At 65.8% G+C, this 23,500-nt stretch carries 23 protein-coding genes and 2 tRNA genes; 9 read left to right on the top strand and 16 right to left on the bottom strand.

Annotated features, from left to right (window positions below):
• Positions 1-32 precede the first annotated feature (32 nt).
• Positions 33-1,724, top strand: coding sequence for a Stk1 family PASTA domain-containing Ser/Thr kinase (gene pknB / locus IFR14_RS01075; protein ID WP_191939954.1), 1,692 nt, complete (start codon positions 33-35; stop codon positions 1,722-1,724).
• A 30-nt stretch (positions 1,725-1,754) separates the two neighbouring features.
• Here the strand turns inward: pknB and IFR14_RS01070 are convergent, their stop codons facing one another.
• From IFR14_RS01070 to IFR14_RS01060, 3 genes are read right to left on the bottom strand one after another with little or no spacing between them, the layout of a single operon-like run.
• Complete coding sequence (locus IFR14_RS01070; RefSeq protein WP_137242928.1) at positions 1,755-2,390, bottom strand: anthranilate synthase component II; 636 nt, start codon at positions 2,388-2,390, stop codon at positions 1,755-1,757.
• A complete protein-coding gene (locus IFR14_RS01065) occupies positions 2,387-2,548 on the bottom strand; it encodes a hypothetical protein (RefSeq protein WP_162852296.1) in 162 nt (53 codons plus the stop codon). Before IFR14_RS01065 ends, IFR14_RS01070 begins: the two co-directional genes overlap by 4 nt.
• 2 nt (positions 2,549-2,550) lie before the next feature.
• Positions 2,551-3,357 (bottom strand): class E sortase, encoded by an 807-nt coding sequence (locus tag IFR14_RS01060; protein WP_191939953.1) that lies wholly within the window; start codon positions 3,355-3,357, stop codon positions 2,551-2,553.
• 78 nt (positions 3,358-3,435) lie between these two features.
• Here IFR14_RS01060 and IFR14_RS01055 point away from each other — a divergent pair, with 78 nt between their 5' ends.
• Positions 3,436-3,681, top strand: coding sequence for a cell division protein CrgA (locus IFR14_RS01055; RefSeq protein ID WP_064294026.1), 246 nt, complete (start codon positions 3,436-3,438; stop codon positions 3,679-3,681).
• Between the two features lie 399 nt (positions 3,682-4,080).
• On the opposite strand, the gene IFR14_RS01050 is transcribed toward IFR14_RS01055, so the two are convergent.
• Positions 4,081-4,773: a rhomboid family intramembrane serine protease gene (locus IFR14_RS01050; RefSeq protein ID WP_228501411.1), complete on the bottom strand. Its 693-nt coding sequence runs from the start codon at positions 4,771-4,773 to the stop codon at positions 4,081-4,083.
• 165 nt (positions 4,774-4,938) lie between these two features.
• A complete protein-coding gene (locus IFR14_RS01045) occupies positions 4,939-5,496 on the bottom strand; it encodes a peptidylprolyl isomerase (protein WP_064294028.1) in 558 nt (185 codons plus the stop codon).
• A gap of 104 nt (positions 5,497-5,600) precedes the next feature.
• Between IFR14_RS01045 and IFR14_RS01040 the strand changes: the two genes are divergently transcribed.
• Complete coding sequence (locus tag IFR14_RS01040; RefSeq protein ID WP_079704327.1) at positions 5,601-6,125, top strand: hypothetical protein; 525 nt, start codon at positions 5,601-5,603, stop codon at positions 6,123-6,125.
• Between the two features lie 70 nt (positions 6,126-6,195).
• Here IFR14_RS01040 and IFR14_RS01035 read toward each other — a convergent pair whose 3' ends face one another.
• From IFR14_RS01035 to dnaA, 11 genes are all read right to left on the bottom strand, one after another.
• The gene (locus IFR14_RS01035; RefSeq protein WP_079704326.1) at positions 6,196-6,618 is read right to left on the bottom strand and encodes an NUDIX hydrolase; all 423 of its coding nucleotides are present in this window, start codon (positions 6,616-6,618) and stop codon (positions 6,196-6,198) included.
• A gap of 74 nt (positions 6,619-6,692) precedes the next feature.
• Positions 6,693-6,765, bottom strand: a tRNA-Ala gene (locus IFR14_RS01030).
• A 55-nt stretch (positions 6,766-6,820) separates the two neighbouring features.
• A tRNA-Ile gene (locus IFR14_RS01025) sits at positions 6,821-6,894 on the bottom strand.
• 87 nt (positions 6,895-6,981) lie between these two features.
• A complete protein-coding gene (locus IFR14_RS01020; RefSeq protein ID WP_056010202.1) occupies positions 6,982-7,389 on the bottom strand; it encodes a DUF3566 domain-containing protein in 408 nt (135 codons plus the stop codon).
• Entirely contained in the window at positions 7,379-10,003 is a 2,625-nt protein-coding gene (gene gyrA / locus IFR14_RS01015) for a DNA gyrase subunit A (protein WP_079704324.1), read from the bottom strand. Before gyrA ends, IFR14_RS01020 begins: the two co-directional genes overlap by 11 nt.
• A 126-nt stretch (positions 10,004-10,129) precedes the next feature.
• Positions 10,130-12,139 (bottom strand): DNA topoisomerase (ATP-hydrolyzing) subunit B, encoded by a 2,010-nt coding sequence (gene gyrB, locus IFR14_RS01010; protein WP_064294034.1) that lies wholly within the window; start codon positions 12,137-12,139, stop codon positions 10,130-10,132.
• 123 nt (positions 12,140-12,262) lie between these two features.
• A complete protein-coding gene (locus tag IFR14_RS01005; RefSeq protein WP_137242931.1) occupies positions 12,263-12,787 on the bottom strand; it encodes a DUF721 domain-containing protein in 525 nt (174 codons plus the stop codon).
• Positions 12,780-14,000, bottom strand: coding sequence for a DNA replication/repair protein RecF (gene recF / locus IFR14_RS01000; protein WP_191939951.1), 1,221 nt, complete (start codon positions 13,998-14,000; stop codon positions 12,780-12,782). Before recF ends, IFR14_RS01005 begins: the two co-directional genes overlap by 8 nt.
• 160 nt (positions 14,001-14,160) lie before the next feature.
• The gene (gene gnd, locus IFR14_RS00995; RefSeq protein ID WP_056010210.1) at positions 14,161-15,051 is read right to left on the bottom strand and encodes a phosphogluconate dehydrogenase (NAD(+)-dependent, decarboxylating); all 891 of its coding nucleotides are present in this window, start codon (positions 15,049-15,051) and stop codon (positions 14,161-14,163) included.
• Between the two features lie 17 nt (positions 15,052-15,068).
• The gene (gene dnaN, locus IFR14_RS00990) at positions 15,069-16,220 is read right to left on the bottom strand and encodes a DNA polymerase III subunit beta (protein WP_064294037.1); all 1,152 of its coding nucleotides are present in this window, start codon (positions 16,218-16,220) and stop codon (positions 15,069-15,071) included.
• A 560-nt stretch (positions 16,221-16,780) separates the two neighbouring features.
• A complete protein-coding gene (gene dnaA / locus IFR14_RS00985) occupies positions 16,781-18,202 on the bottom strand; it encodes a chromosomal replication initiator protein DnaA (protein ID WP_064294038.1) in 1,422 nt (473 codons plus the stop codon).
• A gap of 327 nt (positions 18,203-18,529) precedes the next feature.
• On the opposite strand from dnaA, the gene rpmH reads away from it, so the two are divergent.
• From rpmH to rsmG, 6 genes are read left to right on the top strand one after another with little or no spacing between them, the layout of a single operon-like run.
• Positions 18,530-18,667, top strand: a complete 138-nt coding sequence (gene rpmH / locus IFR14_RS00980) for a 50S ribosomal protein L34 (RefSeq protein ID WP_056010217.1) — start codon at positions 18,530-18,532, stop codon at positions 18,665-18,667.
• Entirely contained in the window at positions 18,606-19,037 is a 432-nt protein-coding gene (rnpA, locus tag IFR14_RS00975) for a ribonuclease P protein component (protein WP_342365615.1), read from the top strand. The genes rpmH and rnpA overlap by 62 nt, the downstream gene beginning before the upstream one ends.
• Positions 19,034-19,345 (top strand): membrane protein insertion efficiency factor YidD, encoded by a 312-nt coding sequence (gene yidD / locus IFR14_RS00970; RefSeq protein ID WP_079003764.1) that lies wholly within the window; start codon positions 19,034-19,036, stop codon positions 19,343-19,345. The genes rnpA and yidD overlap by 4 nt, the downstream gene beginning before the upstream one ends.
• Before the next feature lie 9 nt (positions 19,346-19,354).
• Positions 19,355-20,338: a membrane protein insertase YidC gene (gene yidC, locus IFR14_RS00965; RefSeq protein ID WP_064294040.1), complete on the top strand. Its 984-nt coding sequence runs from the start codon at positions 19,355-19,357 to the stop codon at positions 20,336-20,338.
• Between the two features lie 8 nt (positions 20,339-20,346).
• Positions 20,347-20,850: a Jag family protein gene (locus IFR14_RS00960; protein WP_064294041.1), complete on the top strand. Its 504-nt coding sequence runs from the start codon at positions 20,347-20,349 to the stop codon at positions 20,848-20,850.
• 30 nt (positions 20,851-20,880) lie between these two features.
• Positions 20,881-21,522: a 16S rRNA (guanine(527)-N(7))-methyltransferase RsmG gene (rsmG, locus tag IFR14_RS00955; RefSeq protein WP_191939950.1), complete on the top strand. Its 642-nt coding sequence runs from the start codon at positions 20,881-20,883 to the stop codon at positions 21,520-21,522.
• Positions 21,523-23,500: the final 1,978 nt, after the last annotated feature.

Below are 23,500 nucleotides of genomic sequence, written 5' to 3'. Positions count from 1 at the left end.
GTTTGTCCTCCAAGCGAATTCAGGGGTGGTACGTGGCTGACGATCAACGCCTGCTCGCAGGCCGATACGTCGTCGGCGACCTCATCGGTCGCGGGGGCATGTCCAACGTCTTCCGCGGCGTCGACACCAAGCTCGGTCGCACCGTCGCCATCAAGGTCCTGAAGTCCACGCTCGCCACCGACCCCGCATTCCGCTCCCGTTTCCGTCAGGAGGCGCAGGCCGCCTCACGGATGGCGCACCCCACGATCGTCCGGGTCTACGACGCCGGCGAGGAGCGGGTGAAGGACGGCTCCGGTCACGACCTCATCGAGCCCTTCATCGTCATGGAGTACGTCGAAGGGCGCATGCTGAAGGACCTCATCGCCGAGGGCCCCGTCGAGTCCGACGAGGCGGTGCGCATCGCGCACAGCATCCTCACCGCGCTGGAATACTCCCACCGAGCCGGCGTCGTGCACCGCGACATCAAGCCGGGCAACGTCATGATCACCACGGCCGGCGACGTCAAGGTCACCGACTTCGGCATCGCGCGCGCCGTCTCCGATTCGTCCACGACGGTCGCCCAGACGACCGCCATCCTCGGCACGGCCGCGTACTTCTCGCCCGAGCAGGCCAAGGGCGAGACGGTCGACGCCCGGACCGACCTCTACTCCACCGGCGTGGTCCTCTTCGAGATGCTGACGGGCAAGGCGCCCTTCCGCGGCGACACCGCCGTCGCCGTCGCGTACCAGCACGTGAGCGAGCGCCCGGTGAAACCGAGCTCGATCAACCCGAAGGTGTCGCCGGCACTCGATCAGGTCGTCCTCCGAGCCCTCGCGAAGGATCGCTTCGAGCGGTACCAGAGCGCCGTCGAGTTCCGAGAGGACCTCGACGAAGCCGGAGCCGGCCATGTCCCGGTCCGACGCGACGACCACGACTCGCTGTTCGGCCCATCTCCGACGGCGGCGTCCAGCACCGAGCAGGCGATCCGTCAGCTCACCTCTGACGACACCGTGACGCGTACTCAGCGCCGGCCACCGGTCGTGTGGATCTGGGCCGCCATCGCCGGTATCGCCGTCATCCTGTTCTCACTCGTGTTCTGGGTGGTGCAGCTCCCGCCCGCGACAAGCATCTCCACGGACTCCCGAGAGGTGCCGGATCTCGTCGACGCCACGTGGGAGAGCGCGAACAGCACGATCGAGCAGCTCGAGCTCGTCCCCACCAAGTTCGACGAAGCGAGCAGCGACTACGATGCCGGGCACGTCATCCGCACCGACCCGCCAGGCGGCACCACGGTCACGAAGAACACGCAGATCAAGGTCTACGTGTCGACCGGTCGCGCTCAGGTCGAGGTACCCGACGTCACCAACCAATCCTCCGAGGCCGCGTGGGCCGCGGTCACCGCTGCCGGCCTCACCCAAGGCTCCGTGACCCGCGAGAACTCGCCGACCGTGCCGGCAGGTGTCGTGCTGCGGATGGATCCCGGAGCGGGTACCTCCGTCGACCAGGGGTCCACGGTGAACCTCGTCGTCTCCAGCGGGAACGTCACGCTGACGGACGTCGTCGGGCAGCCACTCCTCGACGCGACGAACTACCTGCAGGATGCGACGAGGCAGTTCACCGTGCAGCCGCAGGCCGACGCGACGTGCAAGGCCGTCGCCGGCGACCCGGTGACGGCCATGTCACCCGCACCGGGCGACATCCCGCAGAAGTCGGTCATCACACTCACCTACTGCACCGGTCCGTAGGCTCTCCGGTCCCTGAGCCTGTCGAAGGGCCTACCGGGTCATGAGCGGACTGAGCCCTCGTGCCCGCTCATGCGCACCGGTGAGCCCGGCCGTCTCGAGCCAGTTCGCCAGGAGCTGGTAGCCGCCCTCGGAGAGCACCGACTCCGGATGGAACTGCACGCCGTGGATCGGGGCGTCACGATGGCGGAGGCCCATGATGACGCCGCCGGTCGTCCGGCTCGTCACGACGAGCTCCTCGGGAACGCTGCCGTCGACGACGGCCAGCGAGTGGTACCGGGTGGCGTTGAACTGCTGCGGGATCCCGCGGTAGAGGGCACTACCGTCGTGTTCCACGAGCGAACTCTGCCCGTGCATCAGCTCGTCGGCGGTGTGCACGGTCGCTCCGAACGCCTCGGCGATCGCCTGGTGGCCGAGGCACACCCCGAGGAGCGGTGTCCCGGTGCGGTACGCGGCGCGCACGGTGGCCAGCGAGATCCCGGCGTCACCGGGCCGGCCGGGTCCGGGCGAGACGAGCACGCCGTCGAACTCGAGGATCCGCTGCTCGAGGTCGTCGAGCGCGATGCCGTCGTTCTGCACGACGAGGGTCTCTGCACCCAGTTGTTCGACGTACCCGTTCAGCGTGTAGACGAAGCTGTCGTAGTTGTCGATGACCAGGACTCGGGTCATTCGTCGCCGACGGTCACATTCTGATCGACGATGAACGAGTCCACGTAGGGGAACACCCACGTGAAGAGGGCGGCCACGACCGCCACGAACAGGACGACGAGGATGATGATCCTCAGCCAGACGGGTCCGGGCAGGACCCTCCAGAGTGCGCCGTACATCGTCAGCCTCCAGCGGCCGCGACGGACGCGGCGATCTCGGCGGGCGGCCCGGCGGACAGCGGCTGCCAGGACTCGTACACCGCGTAAGCGATACTGCGTTCCGCTGTCGAATAGAGCGGGTTGCAGGTGGTCAGGGTGAGGATGCGCTGCGTGGGTGCGACGCCGTCCACCTGTGGGACGGGATTGAGGACGTCCACCTGGGTGGGCAACACGTAGGTGATGTTCCGGAACACGTAGGTGTAATAGCCGTCGGCCGTCTGGACGTAGACCTTGTCGCCGATCTGCAGGTCACTGATCAGGGTCATCGCGCCGCCGTAAGCCTTGCGGTGACCGGCGACGACGAAGTTGCCGACCTCTCCGGGCATCTGGGTGCTCGGGTAGTGACCGACGCCGAGGTCGAAGCTGTTGAGGACGGTCGCGGTGTCGACACCCTCGGCGACCACGCGGCGGTAGTCGGCACCGTACCGCGGCACGTAGAGCACCGCGAACGGGTCGCCCGGCGCGGGCCGGGCGGTCACGGGCGGCTCACCGTAGTTCGGCGCGCCGGTCGCATCGACGGTCGGTTCGGGCGCCGGAGCGCTCTCGGCGTTCTTGATCCACTCCTGCGACTGGTTCGACGCGGCGTTCGCCTGGCTGCCGGCCATGATCATGTCGTTCCACCAGAGCTGCCAGGCGAGGAACAGCAGGACCACCATGCCCGCGGTGATGAGCAGCTCCCCGGCCACCCCGAAGACGCTGATCCGGTGCTTCGACGGCGCTCTGCGCTCAGCGGCGCGTGCGCTCGCTCGCGAAGGTAGGTCGTCGGTCACGCATGGATTCTACCGAGAAGAACCCGGGATCGGCTGATCCCCAAGGCACCGATTGGGGTGAACAGGTAGAATGTCGGCATGGCACGCACGAAGTCACGAAGCAAACCGTCCCGCGAACCCGAGCAGACGAGCGGCGAACCCGCACCGAACGCGGTCTGGTTCAAGCCGGTCATGTTCGGCTTCATGCTCCTCGGCCTCGCCTGGATCGTCGTCTACTACCTGAGCGGCACGCTGCTCCCGATCCAGTCGCTCGGCCCGTGGAACATCCTCGTCGGCTTCGGCATCGCTTTCATCGGCTTCCTCATGACCACCAGGTGGCGCTAGCCTCTCTCACTTCACGTCGTGCACAGCGGGTCGTCCTCTCGGACGGCCCGCTGTTTCGTTGTACTCGGGATCCGGCGTATCGAGTTCTCCACAGGAATGTGGAGAACTTCCGAGTTATCCACATGCCGGTGTGGAGAACCGCAGGGAGTCCCGGAAACACGGGGAACCACACCGGTGTAATTATCCCCAGTGTTCATAACTCTGTGGATAACTCGAGAAACCTTCAACGTCTGCTGCACGGTTGTGGCGCGCCGCCGGGCGCACCACTGGTCGACGCGGGTCACCGGGCAGTACCCGGTCACGGATTCGAGCCCGGTCACCGAGCCACACCGGGTCACCGAGCCAAACCCGGTCACTGAGCCAAACCCGGTCACTGAGCCTGTCGAAGTGCGGTCCCGCTCAGAGGAGGGCGGGCAGCAGGCTGGCACCCACGAGGACGACGCTCAAGGCGCCGATCAGGACCGCCTGGAGCGGCTGCTGCGTGCGCTTGCGGGTGTTGACGAGGATGAGGCCGACGAGGGCGCCTCCGACGAGCCCGCCCAGGTGGGCCTGCCAGGCGATGTTCACGCCGGGGATGAAACCGATGACGAGGTTGATACCCAGGAGCACCAGCAGCCCGCGGGTGTCGGCACCCATGCGTCGCTGGATGACGAGGAACGCCCCGAGGAGACCGAAGATCGCGCCCGAGGCGCCGACGACGGCCGTCCTCGGGTCGGCGAGGAACAGGACACCGACCGAACCGGCGAACCCGGCGACCAGGTAGAGGGCGAGGAACCGCCAGTGCCCGAGCATCGTCTCGAGGATCCGGCCGAAGATCCAGAGCGTGTACATGTTCAGCAGGATGTGGAAGATGAACCCCTGCGAGTGCACGAACACGGCGGTCAGCATCCGCCAGGGCTGGAAGGCGCCGTACGACGGATCGGAGTACACGCCGGCGTAGAGGAGCGCGTTCGTGACGCCGAGCCCGGGGATCCACTGCAACAGGAACACGAACGCCGTCACGGCGATGATCGCGTACGTGACGATGGGGGAGGAGTTGCTGATCCTCGCGCCGAGGCGGTTGCGAGGGGCGCTCTGTCGTTGCGCCTTCATGTCCTCCGGACAGATGAAACCGACTGCCCCGGGCGTCTGGCATTCTCCACAGATCGTCCGACCGCAACGCTGGCAGAGCACGAAGCTCTGTCGGTCGGGGTGGCGATAGCAGAAGTTGGCCGACGGATCCCGGGGCAGGGTCACGGTCTGTCCTCCGAGCGGGGCCTAGGCCTCGGAGATGGTGACGCTCTCGAGGACGACGGGCTCGATCGGCTTGTCGCCGGCACCGGTCGGGACGGCCTGGATGGCGTCGACGACCGCGCGGGACTCAGCGTCGGCGACCTCACCGAAGATGGTGTGCTTGCCCTGGAGCCACTGCGTGGGAACGGTGGTGATGAAGAACTGCGAACCGTTCGTGCCCTCGACGGCGCCCGTGATGGCGTTGCGGCGCTTGCCGGCGTTCGCCATGGCGAGGATGTAGGGCTCGTCGAAGTTGAGCTCCGGGTGGATCTCGTCGTCGAAGTTGTAGCCCGGGCCACCGGTGCCGGTTCCGAGCGGGTCGCCGCCCTGGATCATGAACGCCGGGATGATGCGGTGGAAGATGAGGTCGCTGTACAGCGCGTCGTTCCGGGTCTGGCCCGTCTTCGAGTCCGTCCACTCGCGCCCGCCGGTCGCCAGGTCGGTGAAGTTCTTGACCGTCTTGGGAGCGTGGTCCCCGAAGAGGTTGACCTTGATCTCACCGTGGTTGGTGTGCAACGTGGCGACTGCGGTGTGCTTTGACATACTCCCAATTCTTGCACAAGGGTTCGGGACTCTCGGATGGTATCCAGGGGTCTAAGTGGCAAGATGGAGGTTACGTTGTTGCCGCGATCATTGGAGATGACCACATGAGCCTGTCACGCAAGCGCCGGAAAGAGCTCAAGAAGCTCAAGGGTTCCGCTGCCGACCTCTGGGACTCCCAGCAGGATGTCCTGAACCACGCCAACGAAGTCGCTCGTGAGGTGAGCCGTCAGCTCGGGAACTTCTCGAAGGAGCAGGTGGTCCCCGTCGTGCGCGACACCTACGAGCACCGCGTCGTCCCGACGGTCGACCGGGGGATCAAGGTCTCCCGCAACGCCGTCGACGGCGTGCGCAAGGGCATCTCGGATGGCGTCGTCCCCGCTGTCGGTGGCGTCGTCGGTACGGTGCTGAGCATCGGCGACATCGCCAAGGACACCCGCGTGCAGGCGGCCCTCCGTCGCCTCCACGTCCCCGAGCAGGTGCTGCCCGCCAAGAAGGGCGCGAGCGCCGGTACCGTCATCGCGATCGGCCTCGGCGTCCTCGCCGCTGCCGGTGTCGCCTACGCCGTCTGGCAGACGTTCCGCGCAGACGACGAGCTGTGGGTCTCCGACGAGGAGCCTGCCGCTTCCTGATCTCGCTTCGCACGACGCAGCCCCTCGCCGGTTCCGACCGGGGAGGGGCTTCGTGTTGTGACGGCTGTGCTCAGATGAGGCCGGCGAAGCGTCGTCCGACGTCGACGAGGCTGACGCGGTCGAGTGAGCCGACCTCCTCGAGCGGGTACCACGCGGCGTAGTCGGTGCTGCCGTCGGCCTCGTAGGTCAGCGTGCCGCCGGTGAGGTGCGCCCGGTAGACGATGCGCAGCGTGTGGAGCGGCCCGGTGGCCGTCGTGCTGAGGCGACGCTCCGCCGGCACGACCTGCGAGTCGACGCCGATCAGGTCGTCGAGCTCGGCGTGGTAGCCGGTCTCCTCGAACACCTCGCGGACCGCAGCGTCGGCCGGGTCCTCACCGGGGTCGATCCCGCCGCCCGGGAGCGTCCATCCGCTGTGTCCGCTCTCGTTCCAGTGGGAGAGGAGCATGCCCCGTTCGTCGACGATGACGGCATATGCAGCGACGCGGATATCCATGCCGCCAGCCTAACCGCCGGTCCCCGCGACAACGGAGAACGCCCCCGGCGTCTGCCGAGGGCGTTTCTGGACTGTGGAGCCTGGGAGAATCGAACTCCCGACATCCTGCTTGCAAAGCAGGCGCTCTACCAACTGAGCTAAGGCCCCGGATGGAGCAGATCCGGGGATCCGATCCAATCGGTGTATTACTGGTCGTGCAGGGTGGGGCTACCAGGACTTGAACCTGGGACCTCTTCGTTATCAGCGAAGCGCTCTAACCGCCTGAGCTATAGCCCCGTTTTGAACCTTGTTGAGACTACCCGATTCCCGCCGCAACTCATAATCGAGCGGCGCCGCACGGGGCGGCGCCGACCCGAAGGAGCGTCAGTTGTTGGTGAACCCGACGAGGAGGCCACCCGTGATCTTCACGCTGAGGTTGTAGAGCCCCGCGAGAAGGGCTCCCATCAGCGTGATGACGATGAGGTTGAGCAGCGCCACGATGCCGGCGAAGGCCATGACCTGCGGCAGGTTGACGTACTGGAGGATGTTGTTCCCCGGGCCGGCGATGTCGGTGAACAGGCCACCGACCTTCGTGAAGACACCGGTGGTGTTGAGCACCGTGTAGACGAGGAAGAAGAACACCACGATGACCACGGCGACCGCGATCGCCGCCAGGAACGACAGCTTCACCGCCGACCAGAAGTCGATGTACACCAGCTTCAGGCGCACCTGCTTGGTGCTGGTGCGTTTGGTCGACTTCTTGGCCAACTTCTCTGCGACGCTACTGCTCATCTACTTCTTCCTTCATCGCCGGAGTCTCGTCCGGCACGGATGCCTCGGGTTCTGCACCCTCCGTGGCGGCTGCGTCTGCAACCGTCTCCGGAACATCCTGGGTCTCAAGGTTTCGGTCACTGTTCTTGGCCAGCGCGATGATTCGGTCGCTCTCCGCGAAACGTGCGAAGACGACGCCCATCGTGTCGCGCCCCTTCGCTGGAACTTCGGCCACGGCAGACCTTACCACCTTGCCACTGGCAAGAACCACAAGGACCTCGTCGCTCTCGTCGACGATCAACGCGCCCGCGAGCGTGCCTCGATCGTCGTTCAGCTTGGCCACCTTGATGCCCAGACCGCCGCGGTTCTGGCCGCGGTACTGGTCGATGTTGGTGCGCTTCGCGTAGCCGCCCTCGGTCACGACGAAGACGAACGCCTCGCGTTCCTCACCCTCGACTGACGGCAGCACCGACGCCGAGAGCAGCTTGTCGTCGTCGCGGAAGTGCATGCCGATCACGCCGCTCGTCGCTCGTCCCATCGGCCGCAGGGTCTCGTCGCTCGCCGTGAAGCGGATCGACATACCCTTGCGGGACACCAGCAGGACGTCGCTGTCGTTCTCCACGAGCAGTGCGGAGGTGAGCTCGTCGCCCTCGCGCAGGTTGATCGCGATGATGCCGCCCGAGCGGTTCGTGTCGTACTCCGAGAGCGCCGTCTTCTTGACGAGGCCGTCGTGTGTCGCGAGGACCAGGTACGTCGCGGCCTCGTAGTCGCGGATGTCGAGGATCTCGGCGATCTCCTCATCCGGCTGCATGGCGAGCAGGTTGGCGACGTGCTGGCCCTTGGCGTCGCGGCCGGCCTCCTGCAACTCGTAGGCCTTCGCGCGGTACACGCGGCCCTTCGTGGTGAAGAAGAGGAGCCAGTGGTGCGTCGTCGTCACGAAGAAGTGGTCGACCACGTCGTCCGCGCGCAGCTGGGCACCCTTGACACCCTTGCCACCGCGGTGCTGCTGACGGTAGTTGTCGCTCCGCGTGCGCTTGATGTACCCGCCGCGGGTGACGGTGATGACCATCTCCTCTTCGGGGATCAGGTCTTCCATGTTCATGTCGCCGTCGAAGCCGAACATGATCTCGGTGCGGCGGTCGTCGCCGTACTTGTCGACGATCGCGGTCAGTTCCTCGCTGACGATCTCACGCTGGCGGACCGGCTTCGCGAGGATGTCCTTGAGGTCGGCGATCTGCGCTTCGATCTCGGCGGCCTCGTCGATGATCTTCTGACGCTCGAGGGCGGCGAGACGACGCAGCTGCATGTCGAGGATCGCGCTGGCCTGGAGCTCGTCGATCTCGAGGAGGTCCATGAGGCCCGTGCGCGCCTCGTCGGCGGACGGCGAACGGCGGATGAGCGCGATGACCTCGTCCAGGGCGTCGAGCGCCTTCAGGTAGCCGCGGAGGATGTGTGCGCGCTCCTCCTTCTTGCGGAGTCGGAACACGGTGCGGCGGACGATGACCTCGACCTGGTGCGTCACCCAGTTGGTGATGAACCCGTCGAGCGGCAGCGTGCGCGGGATGCCGTCGACGATCGCGAGCATGTTCGCGCCGAAGTTGTCCTGCAGCTGCGTGTGCTTGTAGAGGTTGTTGAGGACGACCTTCGCGACCGCATCGCGCTTCAGCACGATGACGAGCCGCTGGCCGGTGCGACCGGAGGTCTCGTCGCGGATGTCGGCGACGCCGCCGAGACGGCCCTCCTTGACGAGGTCGGCGATCTTCAGCGCGAGGTTGTCGGGGTTCACCTGGTACGGGAGCTCGGTGACGACGAGGCAGGTCCGGCCCTGGATCTCCTCGACGTTCACGACGGCCCGCATGGTGATGGAACCGCGACCCGTGCGGTAGGCGTCCTGGATGCCCTTGATACCGAGGATCTGCGCGCCGGTCGGGAAGTCCGGCCCCTTGATGCGCTGCATGAGCGCCTCGAGGAGCTCTTCCCGGCTGGCCTCGGGGTTCGCCAGGTGCCACAGGGCACCGTCGGCGACCTCGCGGAGGTTGTGCGGCGGGATGTTCGTGGCCATGCCGACCGCGATGCCGACGGAACCGTTGACGAGGAGGTTCGGGAAGCGCGCCGGCAGGACGACCGGCTCCTGGGACTCGCCGTCGTAGTTGGGCTGGAAGTCGACGGTCTCCTCGTCGATGTCGCGCACCATCTCCATGGCGAGTGGGGCCATCTTCGTCTCGGTGTACCGAGGGGCGGCCGCGCCGTCGTTGCCCGGTGAGCCGAAGTTGCCCTGGCCGAGCGCCAACGGGTACCGAAGGCTCCACGGCTGGACGAGGCGGACGAGCGCGTCGTAGATGGCCGTGTCGCCGTGCGGGTGGAACTGACCCATGACGTCGCCGACGACGCGCGCGCACTTGGAGAACGAGCGGTCGGGGCGGTAGCCGCCGTCGTACATCGCGTAGATCACGCGGCGGTGGACGGGCTTCAGACCGTCGCGGACGTCGGGCAGGGCGCGGCCGACGATGACGCTCATCGCGTAGTCGAGGTAGCTGCGCTGCATCTCGAGCTGCAGGTCGACCTGGTCGATCCGTCCGTGCACGCCGTGGTCCTCGTCCGGGACCGTGATCTCGTCGTTGGTTTCGTCTGCCATGTGTCTACTGACTCTTTCGATTGCGGAGCTGAACGATCTTCGCTCCCCGAGCTTGTCGAGGGGCTATGTCGGGGCCGGACGGTCCTCGAGGCTGTCGCACTTCGACAAGCTCAGTGACCGGGCCGGCTAGATGTCGAGGAAGCGGACGTCTTTCGCGTTCTTCTGGATGAAGGTCCGGCGGGACTCCACGTCCTCGCCCATGAGCGTGGAGAAGATCTCATCGGCAGCCGCGGCGTCGTCGAGGGTGACCTGGAGGAGCGTCCGCGTCTGCGGGTCCATCGTGGTCTCCCACAACTCCTTGTAGTTCATCTCGCCGAGACCCTTGTAGCGCTGGATCCCGTTCTCCTTCGGGATGCGCTTGCCCGAGGCGACACCGTCGGTGAGGAGGGCGTCGCGTTCGCGGTCGCTGTACACGTACTGGTGGTCGGCGTTCGACCACTTCAGGCGGTAGAGCGGCGGCTGCGCGAGGTACACGTATCCGAGGTCGACGAGCGGGCGCATGTAGCGGAACAGGAGGGTCAGCAGCAGCGTCGTGATGTGCTGGCCGTCGACATCGGCATCGGCCATGAGCACGATCTTGTGGTACCGCACCTTGTCGGGGTTGAAGTCCTCACCGATGCCGGCACCGAAGGCCGTGATCATGGCCTGGACCTCGTTGTTCGCGAGCGCGCGGTCGAGGCGTGCCTTCTCGACGTTGAGGATCTTGCCACGGAGCGGGAGGATCGCCTGGGTCTCCGGGTTGCGCCCCTGCACGGCGGAGCCGCCTGCGGAGTCACCCTCGACGATGAAGATCTCGGACAGCGACGGGTCCTTCGACTGGCAGTCCTTGAGCTTGCCGGGCATGCCGCCACCCTCGAGGAGGCCCTTGCGACGGGCCGTCTCGCGGGCCTTGCGGGCGGCGAGACGAGCGGTCGCGGCCTGCAGCGCCTTCCGGATGATCTCCTTGGCCTGGTTCGGGTTGCGGTCGAACCAGTCGTTGAGCTGCTCGCTGACGACCTTCTGCACGAACGCCTTCGCCTCGGTGTTGCCGAGCTTGGTCTTCGTCTGGCCCTCGAACTGCGGCTCGGAGAGCTTCACGGAGATGACGGCGGTGAGGCCCTCGCGGACGTCGTCGCCGGAGAGGTTGTCGTCCTTCTCCTTGAGGATGCCCTTCTCACGTGCGTAGCGGTTCACGAGCGTGGTGAGCGCCGCGCGGAACCCTTCTTCGTGGGTGCCACCCTCGTGCGTGTTGATCGTGTTCGCGTAGGTGTGGACGCTCTCGTTGTACGCCGTCGTCCACTGCATCGCGACCTCGAGCGCGATCTTGCGCTCGGTGTTCTCCGACTCGAAGGAGATGATCTCGTCGTGGACGAGCTCGGCACGCTTGGCCTTGTTCAGGTACTCGACGTAGTCCTCGAGACCGCGCTCGTAGAAGAAGACGTCCTTGCGCTGCGAGTGTGCCGCCGAGTTGTCGTCGACGTCGTCGGCCTCGATGGCGTCGCGCAACGGACGCTCGTCGGCGAGCTCGATGCGGAGGCCCTTGTTGAGGAAGGCCATCTGCTGGAAGCGGGTCCGGAGCGTCTCGTAGTCGAACTCCGTCGTCTCGAACGTCTCGGCGGACGGCCAGAAGGTGATCGTGGTGCCCGTCTCGGAGGACGGCTCGTCCTCGTGGAGCGGGGCGTCGGGGACACCGTGCTGGAAGCTCTGGCGCCAGACCGAACCCTGACGACGGACCTCGACGGAGAGGCGCGTGGACAGTGCGTTGACGACGGACGAACCGACGCCGTGGAGCCCACCGGAGACCGCGTACCCGCCGCCGCCGAACTTGCCGCCGGCGTGCAGGATGGTCAGGACGACCTCGACGGTCGACTTCTTCTCCACCGGGTGGATGTCGACCGGGATGCCTCGACCGTTGTCGATGACGCGGACGCCGCCGTCCTCCAGGATGGTCACGAGGATCGTGTCGCAGTAGCCGGCGAGGGCCTCGTCCACGGAGTTGTCGACGATCTCGTAGACCAGGTGGTGCAGACCACGTGGACCGGTGGACCCGATGTACATACCGGGCCGCTTCCGGACGGCTTCGAGACCTTCGAGAACCTGGATGGCACTTGCGCCGTAATCAGAGTCTTGGGCGTGCGTGTTGGGTTCTGATGTCATAGGAAAAGAGGGCTCCAAACCGTCGAGATTCGACCGTTCCATCCTACCAAACAGACCCCGTGAAGCCGCGAGAAAACGCCCGTTTGAGGCACTTTTCCATGCCCGGAGGCCGTATTTGCCTCCCTAGCCGTAAGTATCGCGTGGACCACGCCCTGGGATCGACCTGGGGCCTCTTTTCCAGGAGGGTGCTCCGGGGCCCTGGAAACGGATCGTGTCGACACCGGCGTCGGGATAGCGTTCGGCGATGCGGACGAGGATCTCATGGCGCATGTGCCGGAGTTGCGTCGCCCAGGCCGTGGACTGGCATTGGACGATCAGGACGCCGTCCGCGATCGACACCGGTTCGGAGTATCTGGCGGTGTCCTCGCCGCACAACTCCGCCCAGTTCCCGAGGACCTCGTGCTGGGCGAGCGGCGAGTTCCACCCGAGTCCGGCGGTCAGTGAATCGATGACCGTCCCGAGGCCCTTCGGGTCGCGACCGACACCGTACGGCACCGAGTCCTGCGGCCCCTCGGCCGAGCGTTCGCGGCGCTTGCGATCACGGGAGACCCGTTCGCCGCCGAAGATCTCCTTGAACCGGAGGTACACCGTGGCGGAGAGTTCCCCCGCCGGGTCGGCGTCCCGTCCGAGTCGCCGCGGCTCAGTCATGCGTCGACTCCGTGGGGCTCACGAAGGAGGCCGCCTCGTCCGGACCGTCCACGATCCGTCCGGCCTCGATGCGCACGACGTGCGCGGTGAACCGTTCGGGGACGTCGTCGAACACGGCCGCGGTGATGATGACCTGGTCGTACTCCGCGACCGCGGCCGCGAGGCGTTCCCGGCGACGCGAATCGAGCTCGGCGAAGACGTCGTCGAGGATGAGCACCGGATCGCCGAGGGACGAGTCGGCCCGGAGGAGCTCGGCCGAGGCGAGTTTGGCGGCGAGCGCGAACGACCACGATTCACCGTGGCTCGCGTACCCCTTGACCGGCAGCCCGTTGAGACCGAAGAACACGTCGTCGCGGTGCGGTCCGACGAGCGTCAGGCCCCGCTCGAGCTCGGCCGGCCGGCGCTGCGCGAGCGCCGCACGGAACCGTTCCGCGATGCGCGCCAGATCGACGGGGGCGCCCGGCTCCACGCCCTCCGTGGGATCGGCGGCTGCCGACTCGTCCTCGGCATCGGTGCCGGCGATACTGAGCACGGGCAGGAGGACCGGTCGGTGATCGTCGCCGGCCACGGCCTCGTACGCTCCGCGCAGTGGTCCACCGAGCATGGCCAGGAGCTGCAGACGTTCGGCGATGATCTCCGTGCCGTACTGCACGAGTCGGTCGTCCCAGAGGTCGAGCGTCGCCAGGGGCCCGGATTTCAGCCCACGCGCCCTCGCCGATTTGAGGAGCGAGTTCCGCTGCTTCAGGGAGCGGTCGTAGTCGGCCATCACGCCGGCCAGCCGGGGGATCCGCTGCACGAGGAGCTGGTCGATGAACCGCCGGCGCGCCGACGGGTCGCCGCGGACGATCAGGAGGTCCTCCGGGGCGAACAGCACGGTGGACACGTATCGCGGCAGTTCGCGCGGCTTGATCTGGGACCGGTTCACCTGGGCGCGGTTGGCCGAACCCCGGTTGAGCTGCACCTCGGCGAGCAGCTCACGACCGTCGTGCACGATGCGCGCCCTGATGATCGCCGCGTCGGCACCGTGTCGGATGAGCGCCTGCTCGGAGGAGACCCGATGGGACCCGAGGCTGCTGAGGTATCCGATCGCCTCGACGAGGTTGGTCTTGCCCTGGCCGTTGCGACCCACGAACAGATTGGGTCCGGGTTCGAGCGCCACGTCGACCACCGCGTAGTTGCGGTAGTCGGTGAGATTCAAGTGCCGCACGATCACCACGTCACCCTACCGCCTCGCCCTGACGCCGAACGGGTCGGGGCGCCGTCGGACGTCTGAGCGCGCCCGTCACGACGACGCAGGGTGAACGAAATCGACCCTCCAGCGAAGCGGAATGCTCCGGGAGGGTCGATTTCGTTCGTCAGGAGACGTCGTGTCGTCAGTCGTCGGCCTTCTTGACCGCGTGACCGCCGAACTGGTTGCGGAGTGCCGCGACCGCCTTCATGGCCGGCGAGTCCTCCTGGCGCGACACGAAGCGGGCGAAGATCGATGCCGAGATGGTCGGGACGGGCACCGCGTTCGCGATGGCCTCCTCGATCGTCCAGCGGCCCTCGCCCGAGTCCTCGACGTAGCCCTCGATCTGCTCGAAATCAGGGTCCTCCTCGAGGGCGCGGACGAGCAGCTCGAGCAGCCAGGACCGCACGACGGTCCCGCGCTGCCAGGCCTTGAAGGTGCCCGGGACGTCCTTGATGATGTCTTCGCGCTTGTCCAGGAGCTCGAAGCCCTCGGCGTACGCCTGCATGAGCGCGTACTCGATGCCGTTGTGCACCATCTTCGCGTAGTGGCCGGCGCCGACCTCTCCGACGTGGACGAAGCCCTCATCGCGCGGGCCTTCAGGACGCAGCGCGTCGAAGACGGGCATGACCCGCTCCACCTGCTCCTTGGAACCGCCGACCATGAGGCCGTAGCCGTTGTCGACACCCCAGACACCGCCGGAGACGCCGGCGTCGATGTAGTCGATGCCCTTCGCCGACAGCAGTTCAGCGTGCTTGAAGTCGTCCGTGAAGCGGCTGTTGCCGCCGTCGATGACCAGGTCGCCGGCCTCGAGCAGGCCGTTCAGCTCCTCGACGACGGAGTCGGTGATGGCCCCGGCGGGGACCATGACCCAGACCGTGCGAGGTGCCGGGAGCGCAGCGACGAGGTCGCTGATCGTCGCGACGTCGGTGACATCGGGGTTCCGGTCGAAACCGGTGACCTCGATGCCGTTCGCACGCAGGCGCGTGCGCATGTTGTTGCCCATCTTGCCGAGACCGACGAGACCGATGTGCATGGAGGATCCTTTGCGTGTCAGCGCAGCAGCAGGTTCGGCTGCAGCAGGTACTTGTAACTGTCGGCACCCGGCTGATCCTTGGAGGATTGGCTCGTGATGAGCATGGGTCCCGGCTTGTTCGTGTTCTCCGTCTTCGTGAACGAGAACCGCACATACTCGCTCCGGACCGCGGTCAGACCGTCGATCAGGAACTGCGGCTTGAGGGAGAGCACGATGTCGTCGCCGGTGAGGAGGGCGTCGATGCCCTCAGATGCCTGCGCCTGCTCGGATCCGACGGCCTCGAGCGTGAGGCCGTCGATGGTGAAGGTGAAGCGGAGGGCCGCTTCGCGCTCGAGGACGAGCGACATACGCCTGGTCGCCTCGATGAGTTCCGCGGTGTTGATGATCGCGTAGTTGTCGGTCGTCTCGGGGAAGAGCCGCTTGACCGGCGGGAAGTTGCCCTTGATCAGCAGCGAGGTGACCGTCTTGCGGTCAGCCCGGAACGCGATGAGCTCGCGGTCGTCGCGATTCGTGATCGCGACGTTGATGTTGCCGCTGTGGCCGAAGGTCTTGCCGACCTCCTGGAGCGTGCGGGCCGGCACGAGGGCCGTGATCGTCTCGCTGGAACCGTCGCCCTGGCCCGAGTCCCAGTCGATCTCGCGCACCGCGACCCGGTAGCGGTCGGTCGCGACGAGGCTGAGGCTCGTCTTGGAGACCTCGAGCTGCACGCCGGTGATGACCGGGGTCACGTCGTCGCGGCTTGCCGCGACGGCCACCTGGCTCACTGCAGTGGCGAACTCGTCGGCGGGCACGAGACCGAAGTCGGCGTCGACCTGCGGGATCGTCGGGTACTCCTCGACGGGCATCGATCCGAGCGTGAACCGGGCTGAACCACAGGTGACCTCGATGCGGTTCTCGACCTTGCTGAACCGGACGGGCGCGTTCGGGAGTCGGCTGGCGATCTCCGAGAGCAGCCGGCCGTTGACGAGTGCCGTACCGGCCTCCTCGACTTCGGCTGCGATTCCGGTCTGGCTGGACACCTCGTAGTCGAAGGAGGACAGGATGAGACCGTCGTCACCGGCTTCGATGAGGATGCCGTTGAGGATCGGCAGCGTCGGGCGCTGCGGGAGCAGCTTCACTGCGAACGAGACGGCTTCGCTGAATACATCCCGGTTGACGCTGAATCGCACGACAAGTCCCCTGTCTCTGGCTCTCGATGACGTCACCAATGCTAGTGGGTCTGCTTCCGGGGTCGAGTGGGACGAGGTGCTGTGGAGAAGCGAGCCTGGGGAAAGGTTGTTTGGCGGAGAGATCATTGAATTAACGGTTAACAGTCTTAACCGGTGTGGAAACTGTGGATAAGTCCGCCGAACCCGCTCGAACACAGGGAACTACATGTGTGTAACTTGGTGGCGGCCTGTGGAGAGAACGACGCGAGGGTGTGGGACGCGGAGGCGGGTGAACGGTGTTCACTCACAAGCGTGCCCGGAGCTTCCACATCCCTCCACAGGTTATCCACAGGGCTGCGAGGCCGGAATGTGGACAGATCGGACGCGGATCATGTCGTCGAATGAGCGCTCGTCGTCGCCTGATGAACGAAATCGGCCCCTTGAGCGCACCGAGTGCGTCGAGGGGCCGGAAACGTTCATCAGGACGCCTCAGGCGCCGTAGCGGTTCCCCGGTCCCCGAGCCTGTCGAGGGCCCTTCGACAAGCTCAGGGACCGAGTGAGGCTCAGTGACCGAACAGGGGTCAGGCGCCGTAGCGGAGGTTCTGCTTGATGCGGCTCGTGAGCTCGGTCACCTGGTTGTAGATCGAGCGCTTCTCCTGCATGAGGTCGGTGATCTTCCGGTTGGCGTACATGACCGTCGTGTGGTCCCGGTTGCCGAACAGCTGACCGATCTTCGGGAGCGAGAGGTTCGTGAGCTCGCGACAGAGGTACATCGCGATCTGCCGCGCCGTCGCCACGGCCTGCGACCGACTCGAGCCGTACAGGTCGTCGACCGAGAGCTTGAAGTAGTCGGCCGTGGTGTTGATGATGTCGATCGGCGAGATGACGTTGTCGTCGTCGAGGCTGATGACGTCCTTCAGCACCGTCTGGGCCAACGTCATGTCGACGGCGGTCCGGTTCAGGCTCGCGAATGCGACGACCCGGATGAGCGTGCCCTCCAGCTCACGGATGTTGCTCGACACCTTGGTGGCGATGAATTCGAGGACCTCGTCCGGGATGTGCAGCTTCTCGTTCTGCGCCTTCTTGCGCAGGATCGCGATGCGCGTCTCGAGGTCGGGAGCCTGGACGTCGGTGATGAGTCCCCACTCGAAGCGTGAACGCATCCGCTCTTCGAAGCCGGTGAGCGCCTTCGGGGGCAGGTCGCTGGTGATGACCACCTGCTTGTTGTGATCGTGCAGGGTGTTGAAGGTGTGGAAGAACGCCTCCTGCGTCTCCGCCTTGCCCTGGAGGAACTGGATGTCGTCGATCAGCAGGATGTCGATGTCGCGGTACCGCGACTGGAAGAACGAGCCGCGGTTGTTGGCGATCGAGTTGATGAAATCGTTCGTGAACTCCTCGCTGGACACGTACCGGACGCGGATCCCCGCGTAGAGGTTCATCGCGTAGTGGCCGATGGCGTGGAGGAGGTGGGTCTTGCCGAGCCCGGAGTCGCCGTACACGAACAGCGGGTTGTAGGCCTTCGCCGGCGCTTCGGCCACGGCGACCGCGGCCGCGTGCGCGAACCGGTTGGACTGGCCGATGACGAAGTTGTCGAAGCTGTACTTCGGGTTGAGTCGGGTGTCGTTCTCGCGCGCCGGCAGCGTGGGCGTCGGGGTCAGCTGCGGCTGCGGCGACTCGAGCGGTGCCGGGTCGATGTGCTGGAAGCCGGTCTGCTCGTACCGTTCCTCGACGATGTCGGGGTTGACGACGATCGCGTAGTTGCCGACGGGACCGCCGTCGACGATGGACGCGAGTGCGGCGAGGATCGGTGCCCGCATGCGCTGGTTGAGCATGCCCATCGTGAACTCGTTGGGCACCTCGAGGTAGAAGGTGCCGCCCATGATGCCCTTGGGGACGATGAGGTTGAGGAACCCGCGGAGTGGCGGGGTGATGCGGTCGTCGACGGAGAGGATCTCGAGCACCGATTGCCAGGTCTCAGCGATCGCATCGTCGGCGTCCGACATAGTTCTCCCCACACATACTCACAGGTTCATCCACAGGCTCTCCCCTGAGTATTCGGGGCTGAGCGCGGTGCTATCCACACGCTGTGCATAACCCGAGGGCTTACGCTAACAACACGTCGCCCCAGTCCCAAATCACTGTACGGCCGCCCTGCGTGTCACTGCTACAATTTCTGAGAATCCTGTGGATAATCATTCGTTTGGGCGCCGCTGGTTTGACCTTCGCGCGAGTAGACCGTAGGTTTAATCAGTTGACTTCTGCCCACGGGCACCCTTCCGTACCCTGCTGCCACCTGTGCAGTGGTGGGTCATGATCCGGAGATCGTAATTATGAGCAAGAGAACCTTCCAGCCGAACAACCGTCGTCGCGCCAAGAAGCACGGCTTCCGTCTGCGCATGCGCACGCGTGCCGGCCGCGGCATCCTGTCGGCTCGTCGCGCCAAGGGCCGCACCGAACTCTCCGCGTAGAGCCGTCGTGCTCGAGCGTGCGAGCCGGATCACGTCCGGCGACGACTACCGAGGGGTAGTTCGTCGCGGGTCCCGGTTCGTCGGCGAGCACACGGTCATGTACGTACGCATGAACCCGAAGGGCGGACAGCCGCGCTTCGGGTTCATCGTTGCGAAAACGGTCGGTAACGCAGTGACCCGCAATCTCGTCAGACGTCGCCTGAAGGCCATCTGCCACGACAGCGTCGTTCAGGCTGCCCACGGCGCTGACGTGGTCATCCGAGCACTGCCGTCTGCAGCAACGGCGCCGTTCGCCTCGCTCCATGCCGAGGTCGATCGTGCCTTCGCCAAACGCGGCGTCATCGTCGAGGCTTCGGACGCGCACCGATGAACGGCGTCCTCGCTGCCACCTGCCTCGCGCCCCGCAATGCTGCGGTGCTGGCGCTCCGCGGGTATCGCGCCGCGATCTCCCCGCTGTACGGCGACGTCTGCCGGTATTACCCCAGCTGTTCCGCGTACGCTCTGGGAGCGGTGCAGCAACATGGTGTCGTCGTCGGTTCGGCGATGGCAGCGGCCCGCATCGCGAGATGCCACCCCTGGGCTGCACCTCGTTTCGACGAGGTACCACCCAAGAAGAACTTTCGGTACAGCGTCACTTCTCACGGATTTGTCGTGCAACCGAGCCACGGAAAGGGCTGACCCGCACCTATGGACATCATCGGCACAATTCTCTGGCCGCTCAAATGGGCGGTCGAGCTGCTCCTCGTGGGCTGGCACCTGCTGTGGACGGCCATCGGACTCGACCCCGCGGCCGGTCTCACCTGGGTCCTCTCGATCGTCGGGCTCGTCCTCGTCGTCCGTGCCGCGCTCATCCCCCTGTTCATCAAGCAGATCAAGAGCCAGCGCAAGATGCTCGAGATCGCGCCGCAGATGAAGAAGGTGCAGGAGAAGTACAAGGGCAAACGCGACCAGGCCAGCCGCGAGGCGATGTCCCGCGAGACGATGGAGCTGTACAAGAAGCACGGCACCTCCCCCGTCAGCGGATGTCTGCCGCTGCTCGTCCAGATGCCGATCTTCTTCGCTCTGTTCTCCGTGCTCAACGACGCCCAGAAGAGCAAAGCCGGCGTCGGTCCCCTGAACGAGACCCTCGCCGTGCAGTTCGGCGACGCGAACCTGTTCGGGATCGCTCCGCTGCACACGAGCATGCAGGCGGCACTCGCCGGCAACCCGGTCAACTGGGCGGTCGTCATCATCGCCGCCGTCATGGTCATCCTCATGTGCGCGTCGCAGTTCATCACGCAGCTGCAGATCGTGTCGAAGAACATGTCGGCCGAGACGAAGGCCAGCCCGCAGTTCAAGCAGCAGCGGATCCTCCTCTACATCCTGCCCTTCGTGTTCCTCTTCTCCGGCTTCGCCTTCCCGCTCGGCGTCATGTTCTACTGGCTGACGTCCAACGCGTGGACGATGGTGCAGCAGTTCCTCGTCATCCGGAACATGCCGACGCCTGGTTCCGACGCTGCGAAGGCTCGTGAGGAGCGTCTCGCGCGGAAGGGCAAGCTCATGACGCCGAACGGCGACGTCATCTCGATCTCCGAGGCGCCGGTACCCGAGAAGAAGACCCCGACGCAGCGCCAGCAGCCCATGGGCAAGGCGCGTGCGAAGAAGCAGCAGACCGACGGACGAGACAAGTAGGAGTATCGGTGACTGACCAGGAACTGGCCCCGGCCCAGGACGAAGCACCCACCATCACGCAGCTCGAAGAAGAGGGCGACGTCGCAGCGGACTACATCGAGGAGTTCCTCGACATCTGCGACATCGATGGCGACATCGACATCGATGCCCGCAATGGTCGTGCGTACGTGTCGATCGACTCCCCCACGGAGAGCAACCTGCGTCTCCTGTCGCGTCCCGACACGGTCAACGCGCTGCAGGAGCTGACCCGCCTAGCTGTTCAGAACCGTACCGGTGGCTTCTCCCGGCTCATCCTCGACATCGGCGGATCCCGCGAAGCGCGTCAGCAGGAGCTCGGCGCCCTCGTGGAGCGAGCGGTCGAGCGCATCGAGGCTGGTTCCACCGAGGCGGCACTCCCCCCGATGTCGAGCTACGAGCGCAAGCTCGTCCACGACATCGTGTCGGCTCGCGGCTTCGTGTCCGAGTCGCACGGCGAAGGCCGCGACCGTCACACCGTCATCACCCGCGGCTGACGCGGCCTGATCGTTTCACGTGAAACTGCGATGACTGACGTGCCTGCAGGACTCGAACCGGAACCGGCGGAAGCGTCCGAGTTGTTCGGTGACCGGATCGATGTCGGTCGTGCATTCGCCGCGAACCTGGCGGAGTTCGGTGAGCCACTCGGGCTGATCGGGCCCCTGGAGCTTCCGCGTCTCTGGACGCGCCACATCCTCAACAGCGTGATTGTGGCTCCGCTCCTTCGTCCCGGCAGAGTCGGGGATGTCGGCACTGGCGCGGGGCTGCCTGGACTGGTCCTCGCGATCGCCCGGCCGGACGTCGAGTTCGTGCTCATCGAGCCGATGGAACGTCGAGTCGCCTGGCTCAACGATCAGGTCGGAGTCCTCGGGCTCGAGAACGTCACCGTCGTGCGAGCGCGCGCTGAGGAGGTTCGTCTTGATGAGCCCCTCGACCAGGTGACCGCGCGCGCGGTCAGTGCGCTCCGCAAGTTGCTCCCCCTCACCGCTCCCCTGCTTCGGGACGGCGGAGAGCTGGTCCTCATGAAGGGTGCCGGCGCGCAGGCGGAGGTCGATGCATCGACCAAGGAGCTTCGCAAGTACCGGGTCTCCGGTGTCGAGGTTCGAACGCTTGGCGAGGGCGTTCTCGCGGAGCCGACCCGAGTCATCGTTGGAACCGTCCGCGGCTGAGGTCAGTCGGGAACGCTCGGGGCCTCCGCGAGGGGCACCGCAGACAATCTTCCGCGGCTTGCGAGCTCTCGGGAGAATGGCTCCTGACGAACCGGCCCGGAACCTGCGGCCAATTCAGAGGTCCTGAGTTCGTCAGGAACGATTCTCCGGTCTAATTTGACACGAATCTGGGGTGCCGGGTGGGCCGGATTCGAGTGTTTTCTGACGTTTGCCAGCGGTAATGCTTCTGGTATCTCATATATGTTCTTCACTTGGCCTGTAGCCCCAGTCTTGTGACGCGGCGCCGGCACCGCGATCGACGGGCGGCGATGCTCCGCGCTTCGGTGGTCGGCGCCCCCAGACGTCGATGCTGTTGTGCGCGGTGGCCGGCCAGCTAGCTGCCCCCTCGGAGATGACGGACGAGTGCGGGTGGCAACGGTGGACCTCCCAGGTTGGTGATCCGGTCGGGCGTGTCAGTGATCTGTGGCCTTCGTTCGAACCCCGGGTAGGTCCGAGGCGTTCCTTGGTTGCAGGGAAGATGCGTCACCCCGTCCCCGTCCCACACGTTCAACTGACTCGCGGGGGTGCATCACGTGGCGGACCTGTCGTTGGAGAACTGCTGCGAGATGCGCATTCCGCCAGTTCCCTATGTGCCTGCGGGCCGACTGGCGCCCGACCGTCGGCAAGCTCATGTGCACCGGCGGGTCGGCGCTGGCTGAGGTGTGGGTGAGCTGCCGGCCGAAGAAGGAGAGGATGGTCGGCCTGTTGCTATCGCGTGCGTCGAAGGCGCCCCGGTCTTGGAGGCTCTGGCGCCGTGCGGTGCGGTCACGCCGGAGCCCCTGCTGCTACTCCGAGCGCTTTCCCCGACGGGGCTGCGACGCACGGTGCACGGCGGCCACTCGGCGTAACGATGTGTCGAAGTGCGCCGGCGCTGCGGAGGTCGTGCTCGTGACTCCTGTCAGCTTGGAATGAGCTGGTGTACTTCCGACTGACGATGCATGGTTCTGCGCCCAGATAGGCTCGGCGGAGCGTGCTTGCCGCCGGAAGGATGAGATTGAGCGACGTTTCACGTGGAACGTGGGACGATGCCACTCGCTTGAGTTCTTCGTTTTCAGGAGTGGTTCCTATCGGCCTGGAGTCGTGTGTGCCAGTTCACTCAGTGAGTGCGCTCCCAGGCCGTCGTGCCGGGACCGCCGCGGTGTTCGATGTTTCACGTGGAACATGGGTGGCGGTCTGCTCCTGCGCGGCTGTAGCGCGGCGGTGGAGACAAGTTGAGTTCGACGAGCACAGGGCGCGGTAGCAGTCTGGCCTGCGCTCGAGACCACCCCATCCGTTGCGTTGGTCCTGTCGAGAGTGTTTCACGTGAAACAGCGGGCGGGTACGACGGACCGCGTGTGGGATCGGACCGGTTGCGTGATGCTTCGTCGCTACCGCTCCCCCACTGTCGGATCACCCCGGTGAGGCGGACAGCGGGCTGTGGCCAGAGGCTGGAAAGGCGCCTATCGATGTGAGCCGCGGGACGGCTCGGCGTGCACGGAGTCTTGGTTTCACGTGAAACGCTGGCGCGGACTTGCGCCAGTCGTACAGCTCTCCACCATACGAGCGCGTGGAGATAGCGCCTGTGGATAACTCTGTGGACAGTTCTCGCACGTAGCCGGAGGAACCGGCGATCCTCCGTGAAGAACCGGGCCCCAACCGGCGTACCACCGAACTGTGGTCAACACGCACCGGGGCAAGAGCCTGGACGTACTGGACCCGGCGTGGGGCGATCGGGTGCGAACTTCCGCGGAAAGACGCGGATCTCTGACTGATTGCAGAGGCACTTCCCCCATGGTTGTCAACATACGTCCGCCGGGCTCGTCTCGTGTTGATCTGACCAGCTTCGACCTGCACGCCCGAGGCGCACGCGGTTCCGCGGCATCGGGTATCTCGGAGCCCTGTGGATAACCCTGTGGAAGAGAGAGGGCGAGGCGTCCCTTCTGGGCGCCATGCGGGGCGA

Source organism: Plantibacter sp. CFBP 8775, assembly GCF_014839505.1.
Classification (GTDB): Bacteria; Actinomycetota; Actinomycetes; order Actinomycetales; family Microbacteriaceae; genus Plantibacter; species Plantibacter auratus.
This window is presented reverse-complemented; position numbering and strand designations above follow the sequence as displayed.